Source organism: Enterobacter genomosp. O (assembly GCF_001022965.1).
GTDB classification, from domain to species: Bacteria; Pseudomonadota; Gammaproteobacteria; order Enterobacterales; family Enterobacteriaceae; genus Enterobacter; species Enterobacter cloacae_L.
The window spans coordinates 278334-296403 of record NZ_LECZ01000023.1 but is presented as its reverse complement, the minus strand read 5'-3'; the positions used below and the strand labels follow the sequence as shown (position 1 = coordinate 296403).

At 57.7% G+C, this 18070-nt stretch carries 17 protein-coding genes; 6 read left to right on the top strand and 11 right to left on the bottom strand.

From position 1 onward, the window contains the following. Positions 1 to 27: 27 nt before the first annotated feature. The 3 genes from creC to creA are packed head-to-tail and all read right to left on the bottom strand — an operon-like array spanning position 28 to position 2626. Positions 28 to 1452 carry a two-component system sensor histidine kinase CreC gene (gene creC, locus ABR39_RS06775; RefSeq protein ID WP_047346300.1) on the bottom strand — a complete coding sequence of 475 codons (1425 nt, stop codon included), beginning with the start codon at positions 1450 to 1452 and terminating at the stop codon, positions 28 to 30. Continuing rightward, entirely contained in the window at positions 1452 to 2141 is a 690-nt protein-coding gene (creB, locus tag ABR39_RS06770; protein ID WP_047346299.1) for a two-component system response regulator CreB, read from the bottom strand. The genes creC and creB overlap by 1 nt, the downstream gene beginning before the upstream one ends. A 14-nt stretch (positions 2142 to 2155) precedes the next feature. Beyond that, positions 2156 to 2626, bottom strand: a complete 471-nt coding sequence (gene creA / locus ABR39_RS06765; RefSeq protein ID WP_023334448.1) for a protein CreA — start codon at positions 2624 to 2626, stop codon at positions 2156 to 2158. Positions 2627 to 2837: 211 nt separating this feature from the next. Between creA and robA the strand changes: the two genes are divergently transcribed. Then, complete coding sequence (gene robA, locus ABR39_RS06760; RefSeq protein WP_025758049.1) at positions 2838 to 3707, top strand: MDR efflux pump AcrAB transcriptional activator RobA; 870 nt, start codon at positions 2838 to 2840, stop codon at positions 3705 to 3707. Here the strand turns inward: robA and gpmB are convergent. Then, complete coding sequence (gene gpmB / locus ABR39_RS06755; protein WP_008502057.1) at positions 3704 to 4351, bottom strand: 2,3-diphosphoglycerate-dependent phosphoglycerate mutase GpmB; 648 nt, start codon at positions 4349 to 4351, stop codon at positions 3704 to 3706. The two genes, robA and gpmB, sit on opposite strands and share 4 nt — an antisense overlap. Positions 4352 to 4400: 49 nt before the next feature. Here gpmB and yjjX point away from each other — a divergent pair, with 49 nt between their 5' ends. Then, positions 4401 to 4916 carry an inosine/xanthosine triphosphatase gene (gene yjjX / locus ABR39_RS06750; RefSeq protein WP_047346444.1) on the top strand — a complete coding sequence of 172 codons (516 nt, stop codon included), beginning with the start codon at positions 4401 to 4403 and terminating at the stop codon, positions 4914 to 4916. A gap of 27 nt (positions 4917 to 4943) precedes the next feature. On the opposite strand, the gene trpR is transcribed toward yjjX, so the two are convergent. Together trpR and sltY are read right to left on the bottom strand one after the other, a co-directional pair. Next, positions 4944 to 5273 (bottom strand): trp operon repressor, encoded by a 330-nt coding sequence (gene trpR / locus ABR39_RS06745; RefSeq protein ID WP_047346298.1) that lies wholly within the window; start codon positions 5271 to 5273, stop codon positions 4944 to 4946. Positions 5274 to 5328: 55 nt separating this feature from the next. Then, positions 5329 to 7266 (bottom strand): murein transglycosylase, encoded by a 1938-nt coding sequence (sltY, locus tag ABR39_RS06740; protein ID WP_047346297.1) that lies wholly within the window; start codon positions 7264 to 7266, stop codon positions 5329 to 5331. Between the two features lie 227 nt (positions 7267 to 7493). On the opposite strand from sltY, the gene ettA reads away from it, so the two are divergent. Then, positions 7494 to 9161, top strand: coding sequence for an energy-dependent translational throttle protein EttA (ettA, locus tag ABR39_RS06735; RefSeq protein WP_006810191.1), 1668 nt, complete (start codon positions 7494 to 7496; stop codon positions 9159 to 9161). A gap of 524 nt (positions 9162 to 9685) precedes the next feature. Here the strand turns inward: ettA and ABR39_RS06730 are convergent. After that, positions 9686 to 10585, bottom strand: a complete 900-nt coding sequence (locus ABR39_RS06730) for a LysR family transcriptional regulator (protein ID WP_047346296.1) — start codon at positions 10583 to 10585, stop codon at positions 9686 to 9688. Positions 10586 to 10693: 108 nt separating this feature from the next. On the opposite strand from ABR39_RS06730, the gene ABR39_RS06725 reads away from it, so the two are divergent. Then, the gene (locus ABR39_RS06725; protein ID WP_047346295.1) at positions 10694 to 11695 is read left to right on the top strand and encodes a zinc-binding alcohol dehydrogenase family protein; all 1002 of its coding nucleotides are present in this window, start codon (positions 10694 to 10696) and stop codon (positions 11693 to 11695) included. Between the two features lie 54 nt (positions 11696 to 11749). Here ABR39_RS06725 and nadR read toward each other — a convergent pair whose 3' ends face one another. From nadR to serB, 3 genes are all read right to left on the bottom strand, one after another. Next, positions 11750 to 12982, bottom strand: coding sequence for a multifunctional transcriptional regulator/nicotinamide-nucleotide adenylyltransferase/ribosylnicotinamide kinase NadR (nadR, locus tag ABR39_RS06720; protein WP_047346294.1), 1233 nt, complete (start codon positions 12980 to 12982; stop codon positions 11750 to 11752). A 35-nt stretch (positions 12983 to 13017) separates the two neighbouring features. Continuing rightward, positions 13018 to 14403 carry a DNA repair protein RadA gene (gene radA / locus ABR39_RS06715; RefSeq protein ID WP_014068810.1) on the bottom strand — a complete coding sequence of 462 codons (1386 nt, stop codon included), beginning with the start codon at positions 14401 to 14403 and terminating at the stop codon, positions 13018 to 13020. Positions 14404 to 14477: 74 nt separating this feature from the next. Next, the gene (serB, locus tag ABR39_RS06710) at positions 14478 to 15446 is read right to left on the bottom strand and encodes a phosphoserine phosphatase (protein ID WP_025757501.1); all 969 of its coding nucleotides are present in this window, start codon (positions 15444 to 15446) and stop codon (positions 14478 to 14480) included. Between the two features lie 117 nt (positions 15447 to 15563). On the opposite strand from serB, the gene ABR39_RS06705 reads away from it, so the two are divergent. Both ABR39_RS06705 and lplA read left to right on the top strand, forming a co-directional pair. Then, positions 15564 to 16208 carry a YtjB family periplasmic protein gene (locus ABR39_RS06705; protein ID WP_047346293.1) on the top strand — a complete coding sequence of 215 codons (645 nt, stop codon included), beginning with the start codon at positions 15564 to 15566 and terminating at the stop codon, positions 16206 to 16208. Positions 16209 to 16247: 39 nt separating this feature from the next. Continuing rightward, positions 16248 to 17264, top strand: a complete 1017-nt coding sequence (gene lplA / locus ABR39_RS06700) for a lipoate--protein ligase LplA (RefSeq protein WP_047346292.1) — start codon at positions 16248 to 16250, stop codon at positions 17262 to 17264. Positions 17265 to 17329: 65 nt separating this feature from the next. Here the strand turns inward: lplA and deoD are convergent, their stop codons facing one another. After that, the gene (gene deoD, locus ABR39_RS06695) at positions 17330 to 18052 is read right to left on the bottom strand and encodes a purine-nucleoside phosphorylase (RefSeq protein WP_010427122.1); all 723 of its coding nucleotides are present in this window, start codon (positions 18050 to 18052) and stop codon (positions 17330 to 17332) included. Positions 18053 to 18070 lie beyond the last annotated feature (18 nt).

Genomic DNA, 18070 nt, shown 5'->3' with positions numbered 1-18070 from the left:
ACCGGGCCGTGTGGGGCCAGTTTGAAGTTATGTGAAGGGACGGTGAAGTGTGAGCGTGGCCATCACGCCACCTTCATTACGATTGCGCAAATCGATCTCTCCCTGATGCAGACGCGCGACCTCCTGGACAAACGCCAGCCCGAGACCGCTGCTCTTCAACCCGTTCTCACGAGGAAGGGAATAGAAGCGTTCAAAAATACGTTCCCGCGCATAGTCCGGGATCCCACTTCCGCTGTCGGTGACGATCAGCTGTACCTGCTTGCGATCTTCCCGGGCCACTAGTGCAATGGCCCCGCCCTGCGGCGTGAAATCGATAGCGTTATCCAGCAAATTGCCAAGCGCCTGTTCGAGAAGGTCAGGATCGCCCGCCACGTAAAGCGAGGCCGGCTGAAGGGTCAGCACAATCTCTTTCGCTGCCAACAGTGCCGCGCGCGCGTCGGCAAGCCGCGTGAACAGCGAGTCGACGCTGACGACCTCAGGAATAATCTCGACGCGATTTTCAAGCCGAGCCTGGGTGAGCAGCTTTTCAACCAGCGACTGCATGCGCGCGTTCTGTACCAGAATATTATCGATAAACCGCGCGGCCACCTGCGGCGGCGGCTGTTCAGAGAGGATTTCTGCCGCACCGCGAATGGCCGCGATCGGGCTTTTCAGCTCGTGGGTGAGCGCATGAACATAGTGTTCAATATAGTTTTTCCCTTCCAGGCGAATGCGCATATTTTCCAGCGCCTGCGCCAGCTTGTGCAGTTCGCTACTGCCGGGATTCGGCAGCGGGAGAGGCGTATCTGTGGTCACCGAGTCGGCATAGCGCGATAAGGTGCCGATGGATCGATTGATCCACCACGCCACAGCAAAGCCAATCAGCAGGGCAATGCCGAGCAGCGCTCCGCCTGCCCACAGGATCCTTCGCTCGCTGCGATGGATAACCGGCGCCATCGCGCTGTTAGGTTTCCCGACCGACAGCACGCCGATAATCTTGCCCCGATCCCTGATCGGTGCCGCAACATACATCACCGTGCTCTCCGGATCGTCGGGAAAGCTCTGGGTGCTTCGCGCGCCATATTCACCGCGAAGCGTCAGCCAGACGTCGTTCCAGCGCGAGTAATCTTTTCCCACGGCCAAACCGGCGGAATCAAACACGACCCGGCCCTGTGCATCGGTCATGTAGACGTGATACTCGTTACGCACTTTATGAATCCCGCCGATATTGGCGCGCAAAGGGCGTTGATGAAGCTGCGAAAAGGCCTGCGCCAGCTTGCCCTGCTGCGCATTACCCGAAAGCAAATCATCGCGTCCGATTTCGGCCAACAGGGTCGCGGTATCGATCAACGTGCCCTCGGTTGCTCTGCGCACGCCGGGCTTCACTTCCTGAACAAAGATCGACAGCACAAACCACGCGGCGATGGCGACGATCAGGAAATACCCCAGCAGCAACCGCATCCCAATGCGCATTAATAAAGCCCCAGGCTATAGCCCATACCGCGATGGGTACTGATGGGTGAAAGTTCCTCATTCACCGCCCGCAGCTTGGCGCGCAGGGTTTTGATGTGGGTGTCCACGGTACGATCGAAACTGTCGCCGTCTTCGCCCCACACCTTGTCCATTAACTGCTGACGAGAGAACACCCGTCCGGGAGCCTGCAGTAAGGTTTTAAGCAGTAAAAACTCATAGCGCGTGAGCGGTAATACTTCACCGCACCAGCTAATTCGCGCGGCAGGTTCATTTAGTTCAAACTGGCCGATGCGCACAATCTCTGAAGGCGCGGCGGATTTTTGCATGCGCCGTAAAATTGTCCGCACCCGCGCACAGACTTCACGGGGTGAAAAAGGCTTAGCCACGTAGTCATCGGCCCCCATTTCGAGCCCAAGCAGCTTGTCCACCTCATCACTGCGCGCCGTCAGAAACAGCACCGGCAGTGAAGGATGCTGCGCCAGCAGTCGGCGACAAAGCTCAAACCCACTGATGTCCGGCAGCCCGACATCCAGAATGGCGAGCGCCGGAGCCTGTCGCCTCGCCTCCTCCAGCACCGGCAAACCCCGTTCAAACGCCTTTACTGCAAATCCCTCCTGCTGGAGCATGTAGATAAGCGTATCGGCGATACTGATTTCGTCTTCAACCAGCCAGACCACAGGTTGTTGCATGGTTCATCCCTGAATTAGTGCCACGGCATAATCGGCACCGCGCTGATCGCGTTTTTCGGTGAGCCTTCCACCACTTTGTCGGAATAGGCCAGGTAAGCCAGCGTATTGCGTTTCGCATCGTAGAAACGCACAACCTGCAGCTTTTTGAACACCAGCGAGGTCCGTTTCTGGAACACCACGTCGCCCTGCGCTTTACCGTTTTTAATTTTATCGCTCAATTCAACCGGGCCCACCTGCTGGCAGGAGATCGCCGCATCTGAGGTATCTTCCGCCAGCCCCAGGCCGCCTTTGATACCGCCCGTTTTCGCGCGGCTGACGTAGCAGGTGACGTTTTTCACGTCCGGATCGTCAAACGCCTCCACCACAATTTTGTGGTCCGGGCCGAACATTTTGAACACGGTATCGACGGAACCAATCTGTTCTGCCTGTGCGACGCGACCAACCATCAACATCAATGCGGTGAAGATCAAAGTCTTGTATTTCATATTGTTACCATTCTTTAAAATTACGCTGAGCGATTATTCAACACTTTAGACAAAAATGTAGCAAGATCACAGGATTAGAATATATTTGCCCATAATGTGCTCCAAAAAGCATGAATGCGCAAAAAAAACACTGAATGCTAAAACATCAAAAAATGCTATTATCCGCTAACCTGTTATCAGGCACCTGCTGTTTTAAGGATGAGGATAGTATATGGATCAGGCTGGAATTATTCGCGACCTGCTCACCTGGCTGGAAGGTCATCTCGACCAGCCTTTGTCACTGGATAATGTGGCGGCTAAAGCAGGCTATTCCAAGTGGCATCTGCAGAGGATGTTCAAAGATGTCACCGGTCATGCTATCGGGGCCTATATTCGCGCACGTCGTCTGTCAAAGTCTGCTGTGGCATTGCGCCTGACCGCACGCCCGATTCTGGATATTGCCCTGCAATACCGTTTCGATTCGCAGCAAACCTTCACCCGCGCCTTTAAGAAACAGTTCTCGTTGACGCCAGCGCTTTATCGCCGCTCGCCTGACTGGAGCTCGTTTGGCATGCGTCCGCCGCTGCGTCTGGGCGAGTTCGCGATGCCGAAATACGAAATTGTCACGCTGCCTGAAACCCATCTGATCGGTACAACGCAGAGTTACTCCTGCTCCCTGGAGCAGATTTCTGAGTTCCGTCATCAGATGCGCGTCCAGTTCTGGCGCGATTTCCTGAGCCACGCGCCGGCGATCCCGCCGATTCTGTATGGTCTCAACGAAACGCACCCGAGCCAGGAAAAAGACGACGAGCAGGAGGTGTTCTACACCACCGCGCTGACGCCTGATATGGCCAATGGCTACATTCAGGGGTCAAAGCCTGTCGTGCTGGAAGGCGGTGAGTACGTGATGTTCGCGTATGAAGGGCTGGGAACGGGGGTTCAGGAGTTCATCCTGACCGTTTACGGGACCTGCATGCCGATGCTGAATCTGAATCGCCGTAAGGGTCAGGACATTGAGCGCTACTACCCGGCGCAGGATGCTAAACCGGAAGAAGGCCCAATCAATCTGCGCATGGAATTCTTGATTCCGATACGTCGTTAACGCTGCAGTTCGTCAAGCGCAGGGGCATCAAGATGCGAAATGTCCCCTGCCATCTCCACTACCCAGCCCGACGCCAGCCACGCGCTCTCCTGGTAATCAATCCGGGAAATAGAGCAGTTGCGCAGACGCAAGCGGCGCTCAGCATAGGCCGGTAACCCCAGAATGGTGCTCACCAGGCAACCCAACGCAATCCCGTGACTCACCAGCAGCGGACGGCTTCCTGCCGGAAGCTTCAGGCACTCGGCCAGTGCAGCATGCATGCGCACGCTGAGCTCCTGCATGGATTCTCCCTCAGGAATACGGCCATCTTCGGTACCGTTCACCAGCGTGCGACGCCAGCCTTCTTCCGTTTCCGTCAGCGTATCAATATGGCGTTTTTCCAGCACGCCCATATCCAGCTCGCGCAGGCGCGGCTCAAGCATGACGTCACAGCCGCAGGCGTCTGCGATAATGCGCGCCGTCTGCTGTGTGCGACCTAAGTCGCTGGTGATGACGTGGGTAATGCCCAGCGTCCTGGCGCGCTCTGCCACCTGCCACGCTTGCTGCACGCCCTTCTCAGTGAGAGGACTGTCTGACTGGCCTTGAATACGTCGCTCGGCGTTCCACTGCGTTTCACCGTGGCGAACAAGGTATACCTGTAACATGCTTTTTTTCCGTTATACTGCGATGAGTTTTTTTGAATCGAGCTTAATTATGCACCATGTTGTCTCTGCTACCACTAATCCTGCCAAAATTCAGGCAATTCTAAGGGCATTTGAAGAGATCTTCGGCGCAGGATCCTGCCATATTGAGGCCATCGGCGTCGAGAGTGGCGTTCCTGAACAGCCGTTCGGCAGCGAGGAAACGCGCGCTGGCGCACGAAATCGCGTGGCGAATGTGAAAGCTGCGGCACCGGATGCTGACTTTTGGGTGGCCATTGAAGCAGGTATCGACGAAGGCGCAACCTTTAGCTGGGTGGTTATCGAAAGTCGCGAGCAGCGCGGTGAAGCGCGTTCGGCTACCCTGCCGCTACCGGACATTATTCTTGAGAAAGTACGCGCGGGTGAAGCGCTCGGGCCGGTGATGTCGCAGTACACCGGCATTGATGAGATTGGCCGTAAAGAAGGGGCCATTGGCGTCTTCACCGCCGGCGCGCTGACGCGTTCAGGCGTGTATCACCAGGCGGTGATCCTGGCGTTAAGCCCGTTCCATAACGCGATTTATCGTTGAATGTGTAGGCCGGATAAGGCGAAGCCGTCATCCGGCGTTTTTTAGCAATACCGCTTCCAGCCACTGGCGCAGCTCAACGGGCGCCGACTTAAGGCTGTTTGAGCCGCGGGTAATCGTTGCGATACCCGCGCCGAGCTCATTTTTAAGCTCGCGCTGGCTCATCTCGCCGCGCAGCAACTCTTCAATGATCCGCACGCGCGTGCCCAGCGCCTCGCGCTCGTCCGGCGTGAGCATCAGCTGCATCAGGGGTAAATGCAAATCCTGATCGTACGACTGGCGAAGCAACTCCACAAAACGAAGCCACTCCTGATGACGTTGTTCGGCCATTGCCGAGGAATACGGGGAATGCTGGGTCATGTTATGCTGCCTCTTGTACTCATTAGCGAGTACAGCATAACACAACCCACGCCGATCAGTAACGTCTCTGCCACTCGGCATCGCTCATCAGGGTATCTTTCTGCCCCATGAAGTAGCGATAGTACGCATCATACGCCAGCACGTTTTTCACGTATCCGCGCGTTTCCGAGAACGGAATGCTCTCGACAAACGCCACGGCGTCGATGCGCCCGGCGCTGTTGCCGAGCCAGGTGCGCACGCGCCCAGGGCCCGCGTTATACGCCGCCGAAGAGAAGATGCGGTTATTGCCGAACTGCTGATACACGTACTGAAGATAGCTGGTACCGATGTTGATGTTGGTATCCGGATCCAGGAGCTGTGACGGGCTGCTGTACCCAGGAATATTAAACATCTTCACCGTGTGCGTCGCCGTACCCGGCATGATCTGCATCAGACCGCTGGCGCCCACCGGGGAACGGACTTTCGGGTTCCACGCGCTCTCCTGACGGGCAATCGCCATCGCGTAACTTTGCGGGATATCTTTGCCGCTGGTGTAGCGATCGAAAAGATCTTTATAAGCCAGCGGGAAACGCTCTTCGAGATGATCCCACAGCTTGCCGGCGATCGTCGCCTGCACGCTCAGATCCCACCAGTGATTATCAAACGCATAGCGGGCAAGCTGGGCTTTCTCGTCGGTGGTGCGGCTGGTCACCAGATTCGCCCACTCGCTGCGCGCGGTGTTGTCCATGTTCCAGTACATCAGCTCGCGAACGCGTGCCATTTCTGGCCCCTGCGTCAGCGCCGGGTTCGCGTTAGCGGGTGCTTTATCAATGCGGAAGGTGTACTCCTCGCCCAGGCGCTGCGCGGCCGCCATCGGGTAGAAGCCGCGCTGCTGCATCAGCGCATGGAGGATCTCTTTGGCTTCATCATCACGACCGCGCTCCATCAGCAGGTCGGCCTGCCAGTAGCGCCATTCGTCCTTCTCTTTGGCTTCCATGGGCAACCGCGCAAGCCAGGTATTTAACCCCCGGCGATCGCCCGTGCCCAGCGCCATGCGCACGCGTCGTTCTACCAGCGAGGTGGAGTTCGAGCGCATAATGGCATCGTCGCGCCAGCGCGCCTGTTCGTCGGTCACATCCGTGCCCATCAGTCGCCACGCCACAATGTCGCGCAGCTCCTGGGTTTGCTCCTCGTTAAGCTGCTGCGCCTGCACCAGTTGCGGGATCATCAGCCGCGCGTTTTCCACATCGTCACGCGCCACGCTGGCAAAAGCCACCGCCGCCATCTGGCGGGTAAAATCGGTCGCCCCCGTACTGCGGGCAAAGGTCAGGACGCTGTTCGGGTCGTTTGCCAGGGCAATAACCGCCGTAGAGATAGTCTGGTAATCGGACGGCATTTGTCCCGCCAGGGTGGTCACCAGCCGCGTGTTGCCGGCTTTCATCGCCAGACGGATGCGCTCAAGGTAGGCCAGCGGATCCTGCTTGCCGGAAGCACGCCATGCGCCAAACAGGGAATCACAGGCGTTTGGCTGGCTTTTGCCGGTGAGCCAGAGCTCTTTCGCCCCGGCCCAGGCCTCTTCCTGCTGCCCGGTCGCCCATTTTGCATAGTAATAGTTACACTGGGCTTCGGTGGCGTTCGGCTTTTCAGGGCTAAACGCCAGCAGTCCGCGCCAGTCTTCGCGACGCGCCAGCTCGTTAACGAAACGAGACTGCAGGTTCCGCGCCGGCGGCAAGGTCGGGTTCGCCTGAATGAAGTTATTCACGGTGACGGTCGGTTGGTTCATGAGATCGTCCGTGATCTGGCGATACTCCAGATACGGATACAGCGGATAATCCTTTAGCGTCGGCATCAGCGCCTGCACGGTATCCATCTGCTTGTTGTCCCACGCCTGTTTAATTTGGGCGTAGCGGTTACGTTGTTCATCCAGTGAATCGGCATGCACCGCCTGGCTTACCGCCATTACGCATACGCTGGCAGCCAGCAGACGCCAGACCACCCGTTTGGCTTTTTCCACAAGCTCTTCCTCATTGTTTTTTCGTCAATTGCAGCGTCTTGCCACGTCAAAGTCTAATCAACTTATGCTAACCAGGCATCCCGCAACGCGCCACGTCATGGACACTTTTTTACCTTTCTTGCGCGTTTTAACACTCCCAACGTTCCTGGCTGGGATTAGGCCGTGAAAAAGGCTACACTTCGAGGCTGAAATTCCTTCTCATCACGATAAAAGAGGCGAAGTCCAACGTGGCTCAATTCGTTTATACCATGCATCGTGTCGGCAAAGTGGTCCCGCCGAAACGTCATATTCTTAAAAATATCTCGCTGAGCTTCTTCCCGGGCGCAAAAATCGGTGTTCTGGGTCTCAACGGTGCCGGTAAGTCCACCCTGCTGCGCATCATGGCCGGCATCGATACAGACATCGAAGGTGAAGCCCGTCCGCAGCCTGGCATCAAAATCGGCTACCTGCCGCAGGAACCTCAGCTGAACCCGGAACACACCGTACGTGAGTCCGTCGAAGAAGCGGTATCCGAAGTGGTTAACGCCCTGAAAGGTCTGGATGAAGTGTATGCCAAATACGCCGAACCGGATGCGGACTTCGACAAGCTTGCTGCACAACAGGGCAAGTATGAAGAGATTATCCAGGCGCACGACGGTCACAACCTGAACGTGCAGCTGGAGCGCGCGGCGGATGCCCTGCGTCTGCCGGACTGGGATGCGAAAATCGCCAATCTCTCCGGTGGTGAACGCCGCCGCGTGGCGCTGTGCCGCCTGCTGCTGGAAAAACCAGACATGCTGCTGCTCGACGAACCCACTAACCACCTGGATGCGGAATCCGTGGCGTGGCTGGAGCGCTTCCTGCACGACTTCGAAGGCACCGTTGTGGCGATCACCCACGACCGTTACTTCCTCGACAACGTTGCGGGCTGGATCCTGGAGCTGGACCGCGGTGAAGGCATTCCGTGGGAAGGCAACTACTCCTCCTGGCTGGAGCAGAAAGATCAGCGTCTGGCGCAGGAAGCTTCTCAGGAAGCGGCGCGTCGTAAGTCTATCGAGAAAGAGCTGGAGTGGGTGCGTCAGGGCGCGAAAGGCCGTCAGTCCAAGGGCAAAGCCCGTCTGGCACGCTTTGAAGAGCTTAACAATACCGAATACCAGAAACGTAACGAAACCAACGAACTGTTTATTCCACCTGGAGCACGTCTGGGGGATAAAGTGGTTGAAGTGACTAACCTGCGTAAGTCCTACGGCGACCGTCTGCTGATCGACGACCTGACCTTCTCCGTGCCGAAAGGCGCTATCGTCGGGATCATCGGTCCGAACGGCGCGGGTAAATCAACCCTGTTCCGCATGATGTCCGGTCAGGAACAGCCAGACAGCGGTTCTATCACCTTGGGTGAAACCGTGAAGCTGGCGTCCGTTGACCAGTTCCGTGACGCGATGGATAACAGCAAAACCGTGTGGGAAGAAGTCTCCGGCGGTCTGGATATCATGCGTATCGGCAACACCGAGATGCCAAGCCGCGCCTATGTTGGCCGTTTTAACTTCAAAGGCACCGACCAGGGCAAACGCGTGGGCGAGCTGTCCGGCGGTGAGCGCGGTCGTCTGCACCTGGCGAAGCTGCTGCAGGTGGGCGGTAACGTACTGCTGCTCGATGAACCAACAAACGACCTGGACATCGAAACCCTGCGCGCGCTGGAAAACGCCCTGCTGGAGTTCCCGGGCTGCGCCATGGTTATCTCGCACGACCGCTGGTTCCTTGACCGTATCGCGACCCACATTCTGGACTACCAGGATGAAGGTAAGGTGGAGTTCTTCGAAGGTAACTTCACCGAATACGAAGAGTACAAGAAACGCACGCTGGGCGCAGACGCGCTGGAGCCGAAGCGTATTAAGTACAAGCGTATCGCGAAATAAAAGCAAAACGGCAACTTCGGTTGCCGTTTTTTATGTTTGTTCCCTCTCCCCGTGGGAGAGGAATCCCCAGTAATTTTTTAACCTGAAGCGATGAATGTTGCTTCAGGAAAATGAATGGCTTACAGCGATGCCCTGGTCCGGCTGTAAATCGCCGAAGCGTTTCCGTAAGGCCGGGGCGAGGCGCAGGGATGCGCCGAGAGGGCGTGGCCTGCAGGGATGCAGGCTCATGCCCGACCCGATAGCCTGAAGGAGTAAGCTGAGGGTACCGCGAAGCGGCGATTTACCGCCGGGAGCCCGGGTCGCCAGGGCGGTGGCGATTGAGCCGCCCTGGCACGTTCACAGGCCATGCCGTTACAGAGTAGCAAGGAACATAAAGTGAACGGAATAACCTCCAGAGCCGTATGTTCCCCCTCACCCCAGCCCTCTCCCTCAAGGGAGAGGGGGTCGTCAGTGCAGGCATTATTTTGTGGAGATCCCTCTCCCCGTGGGAGAGGGCCAGGGTGAAGGCATCAGTCCGCACATAATCACCCTCCCACGTAATACCGCTTCACCTCATCAAACTGCATCGCAAACTCGATATAGCTCATAAGCGCGGGCGAATTCAGCTTACGGCTCGGATAGGCCAGCCACAGATCGTTTCCTTCGACGTTCCACTCCGGCAGCACCTGCACCAGCCCCCCTTTCTCGACCTTATCTTCCAGCAAAAATGCCGGAAGCAGCGTGATCCCCGCACCGGCCATCGCGCACTCACGGGCGTAAACCAGGTTATCCGTCAGATGGGCGTTATCCGGCAGATAGCGATAATCCTCACTCTTACTTTGCAGAAGCCACTCGGACCAGGCTTTGTGGGTAATACAGCGGTGTTCCACCAGTTGGCGAGGATGCGTCAGCGGCTCCCGACGCGCCAGGTACGCCGGCGAGGCCATCATATAGCGCGGGCAGTGTCCGATCATCCGGCCAATCAGAGAGGAGTCCTGCGGCTTACCGGTGCGCAGCGCCACGTCAAAGCCAGACTCGACCAGATCGAGCACGTCGTCAGAAATGGAAACATCGAGCGAAACGTCGGGATAGCGGAGCTGGAACTCGGCGTTCATATGCGCCAGCAGCGTGGCACCGATCCCTGCCGGACAGGTGATGCGAAGCCGCCCGCTGGGGTTTTCGCGCAGACGCTGAATGGCGTACTCCGCCCGCTCGCTGGCCGCCAGCATCTCCCGGCAGTGGACCAGATAGTGTTCACCCGCGAACGTCAGGTTCAGCCTGCGCGTGGTGCGGTTAAGCAGGCGAATGCCCACCTGCTGTTCAAGCTGGCTGATACGCTGGCTCACGCTGGATTTCGGCAGTTCCGCTTTGTGTGCCGCTGCGGTAAAACTGCCCATCTCCGCCACCAGCGCAAACAGCGCCATGTCCTGCAGCTGTTTAAACATGATTGTTCATCCTGTGCGAACGCTGAGTTCTTGATTGTCCATCTTATCATGCAGCTGACCACTTAATAGACTAGCCTCAACAAAACGCATTCCATTGAGGAGCACACCATGTCAGTCAAAGCCATTGCCGTTAACCCAGAAAATCCCTCCGCCTTCATTGAAATCACCCCGCCGATGCCGCAGCCCGGCGAGCACGATCTGCTGGTGGAGGTGAAGGCCGTCTCCGTTAACCCGGTCGATACCAAAGTCCACGCGAGTATTGCCAAAAACGGGCTGAAAGAGCCGCGCGTGCTCGGCTGGGATGCCAGCGGGATCGTCAAAGCCGTTGGGACGGGCGTGACCGGATTCAAACCGGGAGATGAAGTGTGGTACGCGGGCGACATCACCCGTCCGGGCAGCAACACCACGCATCAGCTGATCGATGCGCGTATTGTCGGGCACAAACCTGCGAGCCTCGGCTGGGCGGCTGCCGCTGCACTGCCCTTGACCGCGCTCACCGCGTGGGAAGGTCTGTTTGAACGTCTGAACATTCAGGATGCCGGGGCGGACAAAACGCTGCTGATTATCGGCGGTGCGGGCGGGGTGGGATCGTTGGCGATCCCGTTTGCGAAGCACAACAGCAAGGTGAAGATCGTCGCGACGGCATCAAGAGAAGATTCCGCCCGGTGGTGCCGCGATCGCGGGGCTGACGTAGTCGTCAACTACCGCGACCTGAAAGGCGAGCTGGCGAAAGAGGGTCTCACCTTTGTGGATTATATTTTCATCCTCAACGACACCGACGGGCACTGGGATGCGGTCAGCGACCTGATTGCGCCGCAGGGGCATATCTGTTCCATCGTTGAAAATGAACGTCCGCTGAACCAGGACAAGCTAAAGTCCAAATCCGCCGCCCTGCACTGGGAGTTTATGTACACCCGCAGCATGTATCAGACTGCCGATATGGCGCGTCAGGGTGAGATCCTCAATGAGGTGGCGAAGCTGGTGGATAACGGCGTGGTGGAAAGTTCGCTGAGTGAAACGCTGCACGGGCTGAGCGTGGAAAGTATTACCGAGGCGCACCATAAGGTGCTGGACGGGCATATGCGCGGAAAAGTGGTGGTTGAGTATTGAGTGGTTTGATGCCCTCACCCCGGCCCTCTCCCACAGGGAGAGGGAGGTTAACGCTTACCCCTGCTCCCCCATCATCTGCTTCACCAGCTCGACGCAGCGCAGGAAACGGGAGTCGTAGTCTGACTCTTCCACATGCACAAACTCAACGTTGTTCTCATTGAGCATCTCCACCAGCATGGTCTGGAATTCCCGCCTGTCCACAGAGCTGCCGAGGCTGCGCATGCCGTCGGCGACCCACGGGGTGTTGTTTTCCAGCAGGATCACCAGGTCAAAGCGGTATTCGTCAATCAGCGCCTGCACGAACGGGTGCTCGCGCCCCTCGTACTTTTTACAGAACGCCTGCGTGGTCACGAAATCGGTATCGATAAACGCCACTTTGTTGGCGTATTTGACCGCGAAATCAATGTACTGGGCGTGCCCGAGTGCAATTTTGTCGTAGTCGGAATACTGCAGCGCCATCTCATCGCCGCCCAGATGGGAGAAGACATAATCGCGCCCGTACTCCCACGCGCTGGTGGTATTGAAGATATTCGCCAGCTTGTTGACCAGCGTTGATTTCCCGCTCGACTCGCCGCCCAGGATCGCGACGGTACGCACAAAGAACGGCTTCACCTCGGTCGGGATGTAATCCCAATAGCGGAACGGGTTTTCGCGGATCTGCGCCCCGCTGATGTTCATGAAGGTGCGCTTCGGATCGATAAGCACGGTCTCAATGCCCAGATGCTCGCGGAACTGCGGCGCATCGGACTCTTCAGAGGTGTAGATCCAGTTCGGCGCAATGCCCTTCTCTTCCATAAACGCTTTGATGCCGTTGCTCCACACGTCCCAGCCGTGCGGATAGGGCTCCATACCCTCTTCATTGAAGGCATGAATGCGAATATTTTTCTGGTACTTAAAGGTCTGGAGCAGCCAGCGCAGGCGGTCAGGCACGGTCGGCTGCTGCGACATGGCGCTGTCCTCAAACAGCTGGCGATCGCGGGTTTCGTCGTACCCCATGATGATGTGCAGTTCATCCACCTGGCTACAGGCGCGCTGGATCAGATAGATATGCCCGGTATGCAGCGGGTAAAACTTGCCGAACACCACACCAATGTTCTTTTGCATACGCGGGAATTCCAGCCCCAGAAAGCGGTGCAGCGCTTCGAGCTTCTGCGCGCTGGGGCTTTTGATTTTGGCGTTCAGCAGCTGGCTAAGGTAGCCTTTGGTCATACCGCTGGCGTCCGCCACCTGCTGCAGCGTGCAGCCTTTCTGACGGATTGCGGTTTTGATGTAGTCAAATGATGACATAAATTACGGTGCCTCCTGCAAAATCGAATACGTAATTATAAGTCGTCAAAGACATTTAACGCATCTGCGAGTTTTTTCACGCCAAAAACCTGCATCCCTTCCGGGATTTTTTTCGGCACGTTAGCGGCCGGAACGATAGCCCGACGGAAACCGTGTTTCGCCGCCTCGGAGATACGCTCCTGCCCGCTTGGCACCGGACGGATTTCTCCGGCCAGCCCCACTTCACCAAACACCACCAGATCCTGCGGCAGCGGCCGGTCGCGCAGGCTGGAGACCATCGCCAGCAGCAGCGCCAGGTCAGCGCTGGTCTCGGTGACTTTGACGCCACCCACCACGTTAACAAATACGTCCTGATCCGCCATCTGCAGCCCGCCGTGACGGTGCAGCACCGCCAGCAGGATCGCCAGACGGTTCTGTTCCAGACCGACCGCCACGCGCCGCGGGTTGCCCATCATCGACACGTCCACCAGCGCCTGAATTTCAACGAGCAGCGGGCGCGTCCCTTCCCACAGCACCATCACCGAACTGCCGGAGGTGATTTCATCTCCCCGGCTCAGGAAGATGGCCGACGGGTTACTGACTTCACGCAGCCCCTGCTCGGTCATGGCAAACACGCCCAGTTCGTTAACCGCCCCAAAGCGGTTTTTATGGCTGCGCAGGGTACGGAAACGAGAGTCCGCGTCGCCGTCGAGCATCACGGAGCAGTCGATACAGTGTTCGAGCACTTTTGGCCCCGCCAGCGAGCCGTCTTTGGTCACGTGGCCGACCATCACAATCGCCACGCCGCGCGTTTTGGCAAAGCGCGTCAGGTAGGCCGCCGTTTCACGCACCTGCGCCACGCTGCCTGGCGAGGACTGAATGTCCGCCATATGCATCACCTGGATGGAATCGATCACCATCAGCTTCGGCTGTTCTTCTTCGGCAATCATGCAGATCTGCTCGATGCTGGTTTCCGACAGCATGTTCAGGTTGCCGGTCGGCAGGCCCAGACGGTGCGCGCGCATCGCCACCTGCTGCAGAGACTCTTCGCCCGTGACGTACAGGGTTTTCATCTGTTCAGCGAGCTTGCAGAGCGTTTGCAGCAGCAGGGTCGATTTACCCGCGCCCGGATTACCGCCAATCAGGATGGCGCTGCCCGGCACCACGCCGCCGCCGAGCACGCGGTCAAACTCTTTGAACCCGGTGGAAAAGCGCGGCAGCTCCTCCAGGCTGATGTCCGAGAGTTTTTGTACCTTCGCCACGCCCGCATTGCCGGCGTAACCGCTCAGGCGTTCATTGCGCGCCACGCTCGGCGAAGCCGCCACACCACGCACTTCGGTTATGGTGTTCCAGGCATGACAGGCGCTGCATTGCCCCTGCCAGCGCGGATAATCCGCACCACATTCATTACAGACAAATGCGCGTTTTGGAGCTTTCGCCACGGTTTACCTCGTTATTTCTGTGCGGCCTGCGTGCCGGGTGGCGCTTACGCTTACCCGGCCTACAAAGCAGACCGTTATTTCTGATTAAGGCTGCCGGAGAGAATGCAGAACACCCCCATCAGGTCAGCGTGACGGATAGTGACTTCCGTCTTTTCATTCACTTTTGGTTTGGCGTGGTAGGCAATGCCAAGCCCGGCCGCTTTGATCATCGGCAGGTCGTTCGCCCCGTCCCCGATGGCGACGGTCTGGACAACCGGAATTTCATATTTTTCCGCCAGACGGGTCAGGGTGTTGGCTTTGTACTGGGCATCCACAATATCGCCGATCACCTGGCCGGTCAGCTTGCCGTCCATGATCTCCAGCTCATTGGCCACCACGGTGGTCAGATGCAGTTTTTCCCGCAGATAGTCCGCGAAGAAGGTGAACCCCCCGGAGGCAATCGCCACTTTCCAGCCCAGCGACTGCAGCTTCAGCACCAGCTGCGTCAGCCCTGGCATCAGCGGCAGCACGTCGCGCACCTGGCGCAGGATGTTAGCATCGGCCCCTTTCAGGGTCGCCACGCGCTGTCTCAGGCTGGCGGTGAAGTCCAGCTCGCCGCGCATCGCACGCTCGGTGACTTCCGCCACCAGCTCGCCGCTGCCCGCCAGTTTCGCAATCTCGTCGATACATTCGATCTGAATGGCCGTAGAGTCCATGTCCATAACCAGCAGGCCAGGGGTTTTCAGGTGCGGAATTTTCCCCAGCGGCGCGACGTCCAGCCCGGCGTCATGCGCCAGACGCGTTGCGCGCTGCGTCAGGGAACCGGCCAGGCGAATGACCTGGTAGTCTTCCACGCACCAGGCGGCGACGATAACCATCGCGGCGCCCAGCTTGCTTTGATACTGGGTCAGGCGTTGCTTATCCAGACCGCGTCCGTAGAGGAGCCAGCCGCTACGACCGGCGTGGTAATCCAGAGGCATCACCTCATCGCCACTTAAAGAGAGCGGCAATCCTGGCCATAAAGAGACATCCGTTGGCAGGTCACACCAGGTAATGTTCGGCATTAAAGCTCCTGTAATTTCGTTCGCGCCGGAAGGTTGCAGAGGGAAAATAACGCATGAGGCTACCCTGTAACCATCACTTCTGGCAACATTAAGCCGTAAATTTTCAGCAGGTGGAATATGGCTCGCGCAAAACTGAAATTCCGGCTCCATCGCGCCGTGATTGTCCTCTCCTGTCTCGCACTGTTAGTGGTGCTGATGCAAGGGGCATCCTGGTTTAGCCAGAACCATCAACGGCAACGCAACCCGCAGTTTGAAGAACTGGCCCGCACGCTGGCACGCCAGGTGACGCTCAATATTGCGCTGTTCATGCGTACCGAAACGCCGGACGATAAGCGAATCGGCCAGGTTTTACGCCTGCTCACGGAGAACAGCCGCATTCTTGATGCTGGCGTCTATGATGAGCAAGGCGACCTGATTGCCCGCGCGGGCGAACACGTCGACGTGCGCGACAGGCTGGCGCTGGACGGTAAAAAAGCCGGGGGCTATTTCAACCAGCAGATCGTCGAACCTATTCAGGGTAAAAATGGGCCGCTCGGGTATTTGCGCCTGACCCTTGATACTCACACTCTGCCAACCGAAGCCAAACAGGTCGATAATACCACCAACATTCTGCGCCTGATGCTGCTGCTTTCGCTCGCCATTGGCGTTGTTCTGGCGCGTACCTTGCTTCGGGGCAAACGCTCGCGCTGGCAGCAATCCCCGTTCCTGCTGACCGCCAGCAAATCCGTCCCCGAAGACGAAGAGAGCGAGAAGAAAGAATAGTGATAAAGTAGGCAAATGATTCGGAAAAGGAACTCTGCCATGACGACGTTACGCCTGCTTATCTCTGACTCTTACGATCCCTGGTTTAATCTCGCGGTAGAAGAGTGTATCTTCCGCCAGATGCCCGCCACCCAGCGCGTCCTTTTTCTCTGGCGTAACGCCGATACGGTGGTCATCGGCCGCGCGCAAAACCCGTGGAAAGAGTGCAATACGCGGCGTATGGAAGAGGACAACGTTCGCCTCGCGCGTCGCAGCAGCGGCGGAGGCGCGGTGTTTCACGACCTCGGCAACACCTGCTTTACCTTTATGGCGGGTAAACCGGAGTACGACAAAACCATCTCAACGTCCATCGTCCTCAACGCGCTCAACTCGCTCGGCGTGACGGCGGAAGCCTCCGGGCGTAACGATCTGGTGGTCAAAACGCCCGACGGAGATCGCAAAGTGTCCGGCTCTGCCTACCGCGAAACGATGGATCGCGGGTTCCACCACGGCACCCTGTTGCTGAACGCTGACCTGAGCCGTCTGGCGAACTACCTGAATCCTGATAAGAAAAAGCTCCAGGCCAAAGGGATTACCTCCGTGCGCGGCCGCGTGGCAAATCTGGTCGAACTGCTGCCGGGCGTCACTCACGAGCAAATCTGTGAGGCCGTGCGCGAGGCGTTCTTTGCGCATTACGGCGAGCGCGTGGAAGCAGAGGTGATTTCACCGGACAAAACCCCGGACCTGCCAAACTTCGCGGAAACCTTCGCCCGCCAGAGCAGCTGGGAGTGGAACTTCGGACAGGCACCTGCGTTTTCCCATCTGCTGGATGAGCGTTTTACCTGGGGCGGCGTGGAGCTGCATTTTGACGTGGAGAAAGGCCATATCACCCGCACGCAGGTGTTTACGGACAGTCTGAATCCGGCACCGCTGGAAGCACTTGCGGCACGCTTGCAGGGCTGTTTGTACCGGGCAGATATGCTGCAGCAGGAATGCGACGCGTTGATTGGGGATTTCCCGGAGCAGGAAAATGAGCTGCGGGAGCTGTCAGCGTGGATTGCGCACGCCGTGCGCTAGGTGCGGTCTGGTGCACTCACCCCACCCCTCTCCCACAGGGAGAGGGGTGGGAAGAAGAGACAGAATTACTCTTTATCGCCCAGCAGAACGGATTCCAGCGCGATTTTGATCATGTCGTTGAAGGTGGTCTGACGCTCGGCAGCGGTGGTCTGCTCGTGGGTACGGATGTGGTCAGACACGGTGCAGATGGTCAGCGCTTTCGCACCAAACTCAGCCGCTACGCCGTAGATGCCCGCCGCTTCCATTTCCACGCCCAGAATGCCGTATTTCTCCATCACGTCGAACATCTCACCTCCGTCCGGTGCATAGAACAGGTCAGCAGAGAAGATGTTACCCACGCGAGCCTCAACGCCCAGCGCTTTAGCTGCGTCAACCGCGTCACGCACCATGCCGAAGTCTGCAATGGCAGCGAAGTCATGGTCTTTGAAACGCATGCGGTTAACTTTGGAATCGGTGCAGGCACCCATACCGATAACGATGTCGCGCAGCTTAACGTCCATGCGCACCGCGCCGCAGGAGCCAACGCGGATGATTTTCTTCACGCCGAAGTCGGTGATCAGCTCTTTGGTGTAGATAGAGCAGGATGGGATACCCATACCGTGGCCCATGACGGAGATTTTGCGGCCTTTGTAGGTACCGGTGAAGCCCAGCATGCCGCGAACGTTGTTCACTTCACGCACGTCTTCGAGGAAGGTTTCTGCAATGTGCTTCGCGCGCAGCGGGTCGCCCGGCATCAATACGACGTCAGCGAAATCACCCATTTCTGCATTAATGTGAGGAGTTGCCATCTTCAGTTCCTTTTCGTT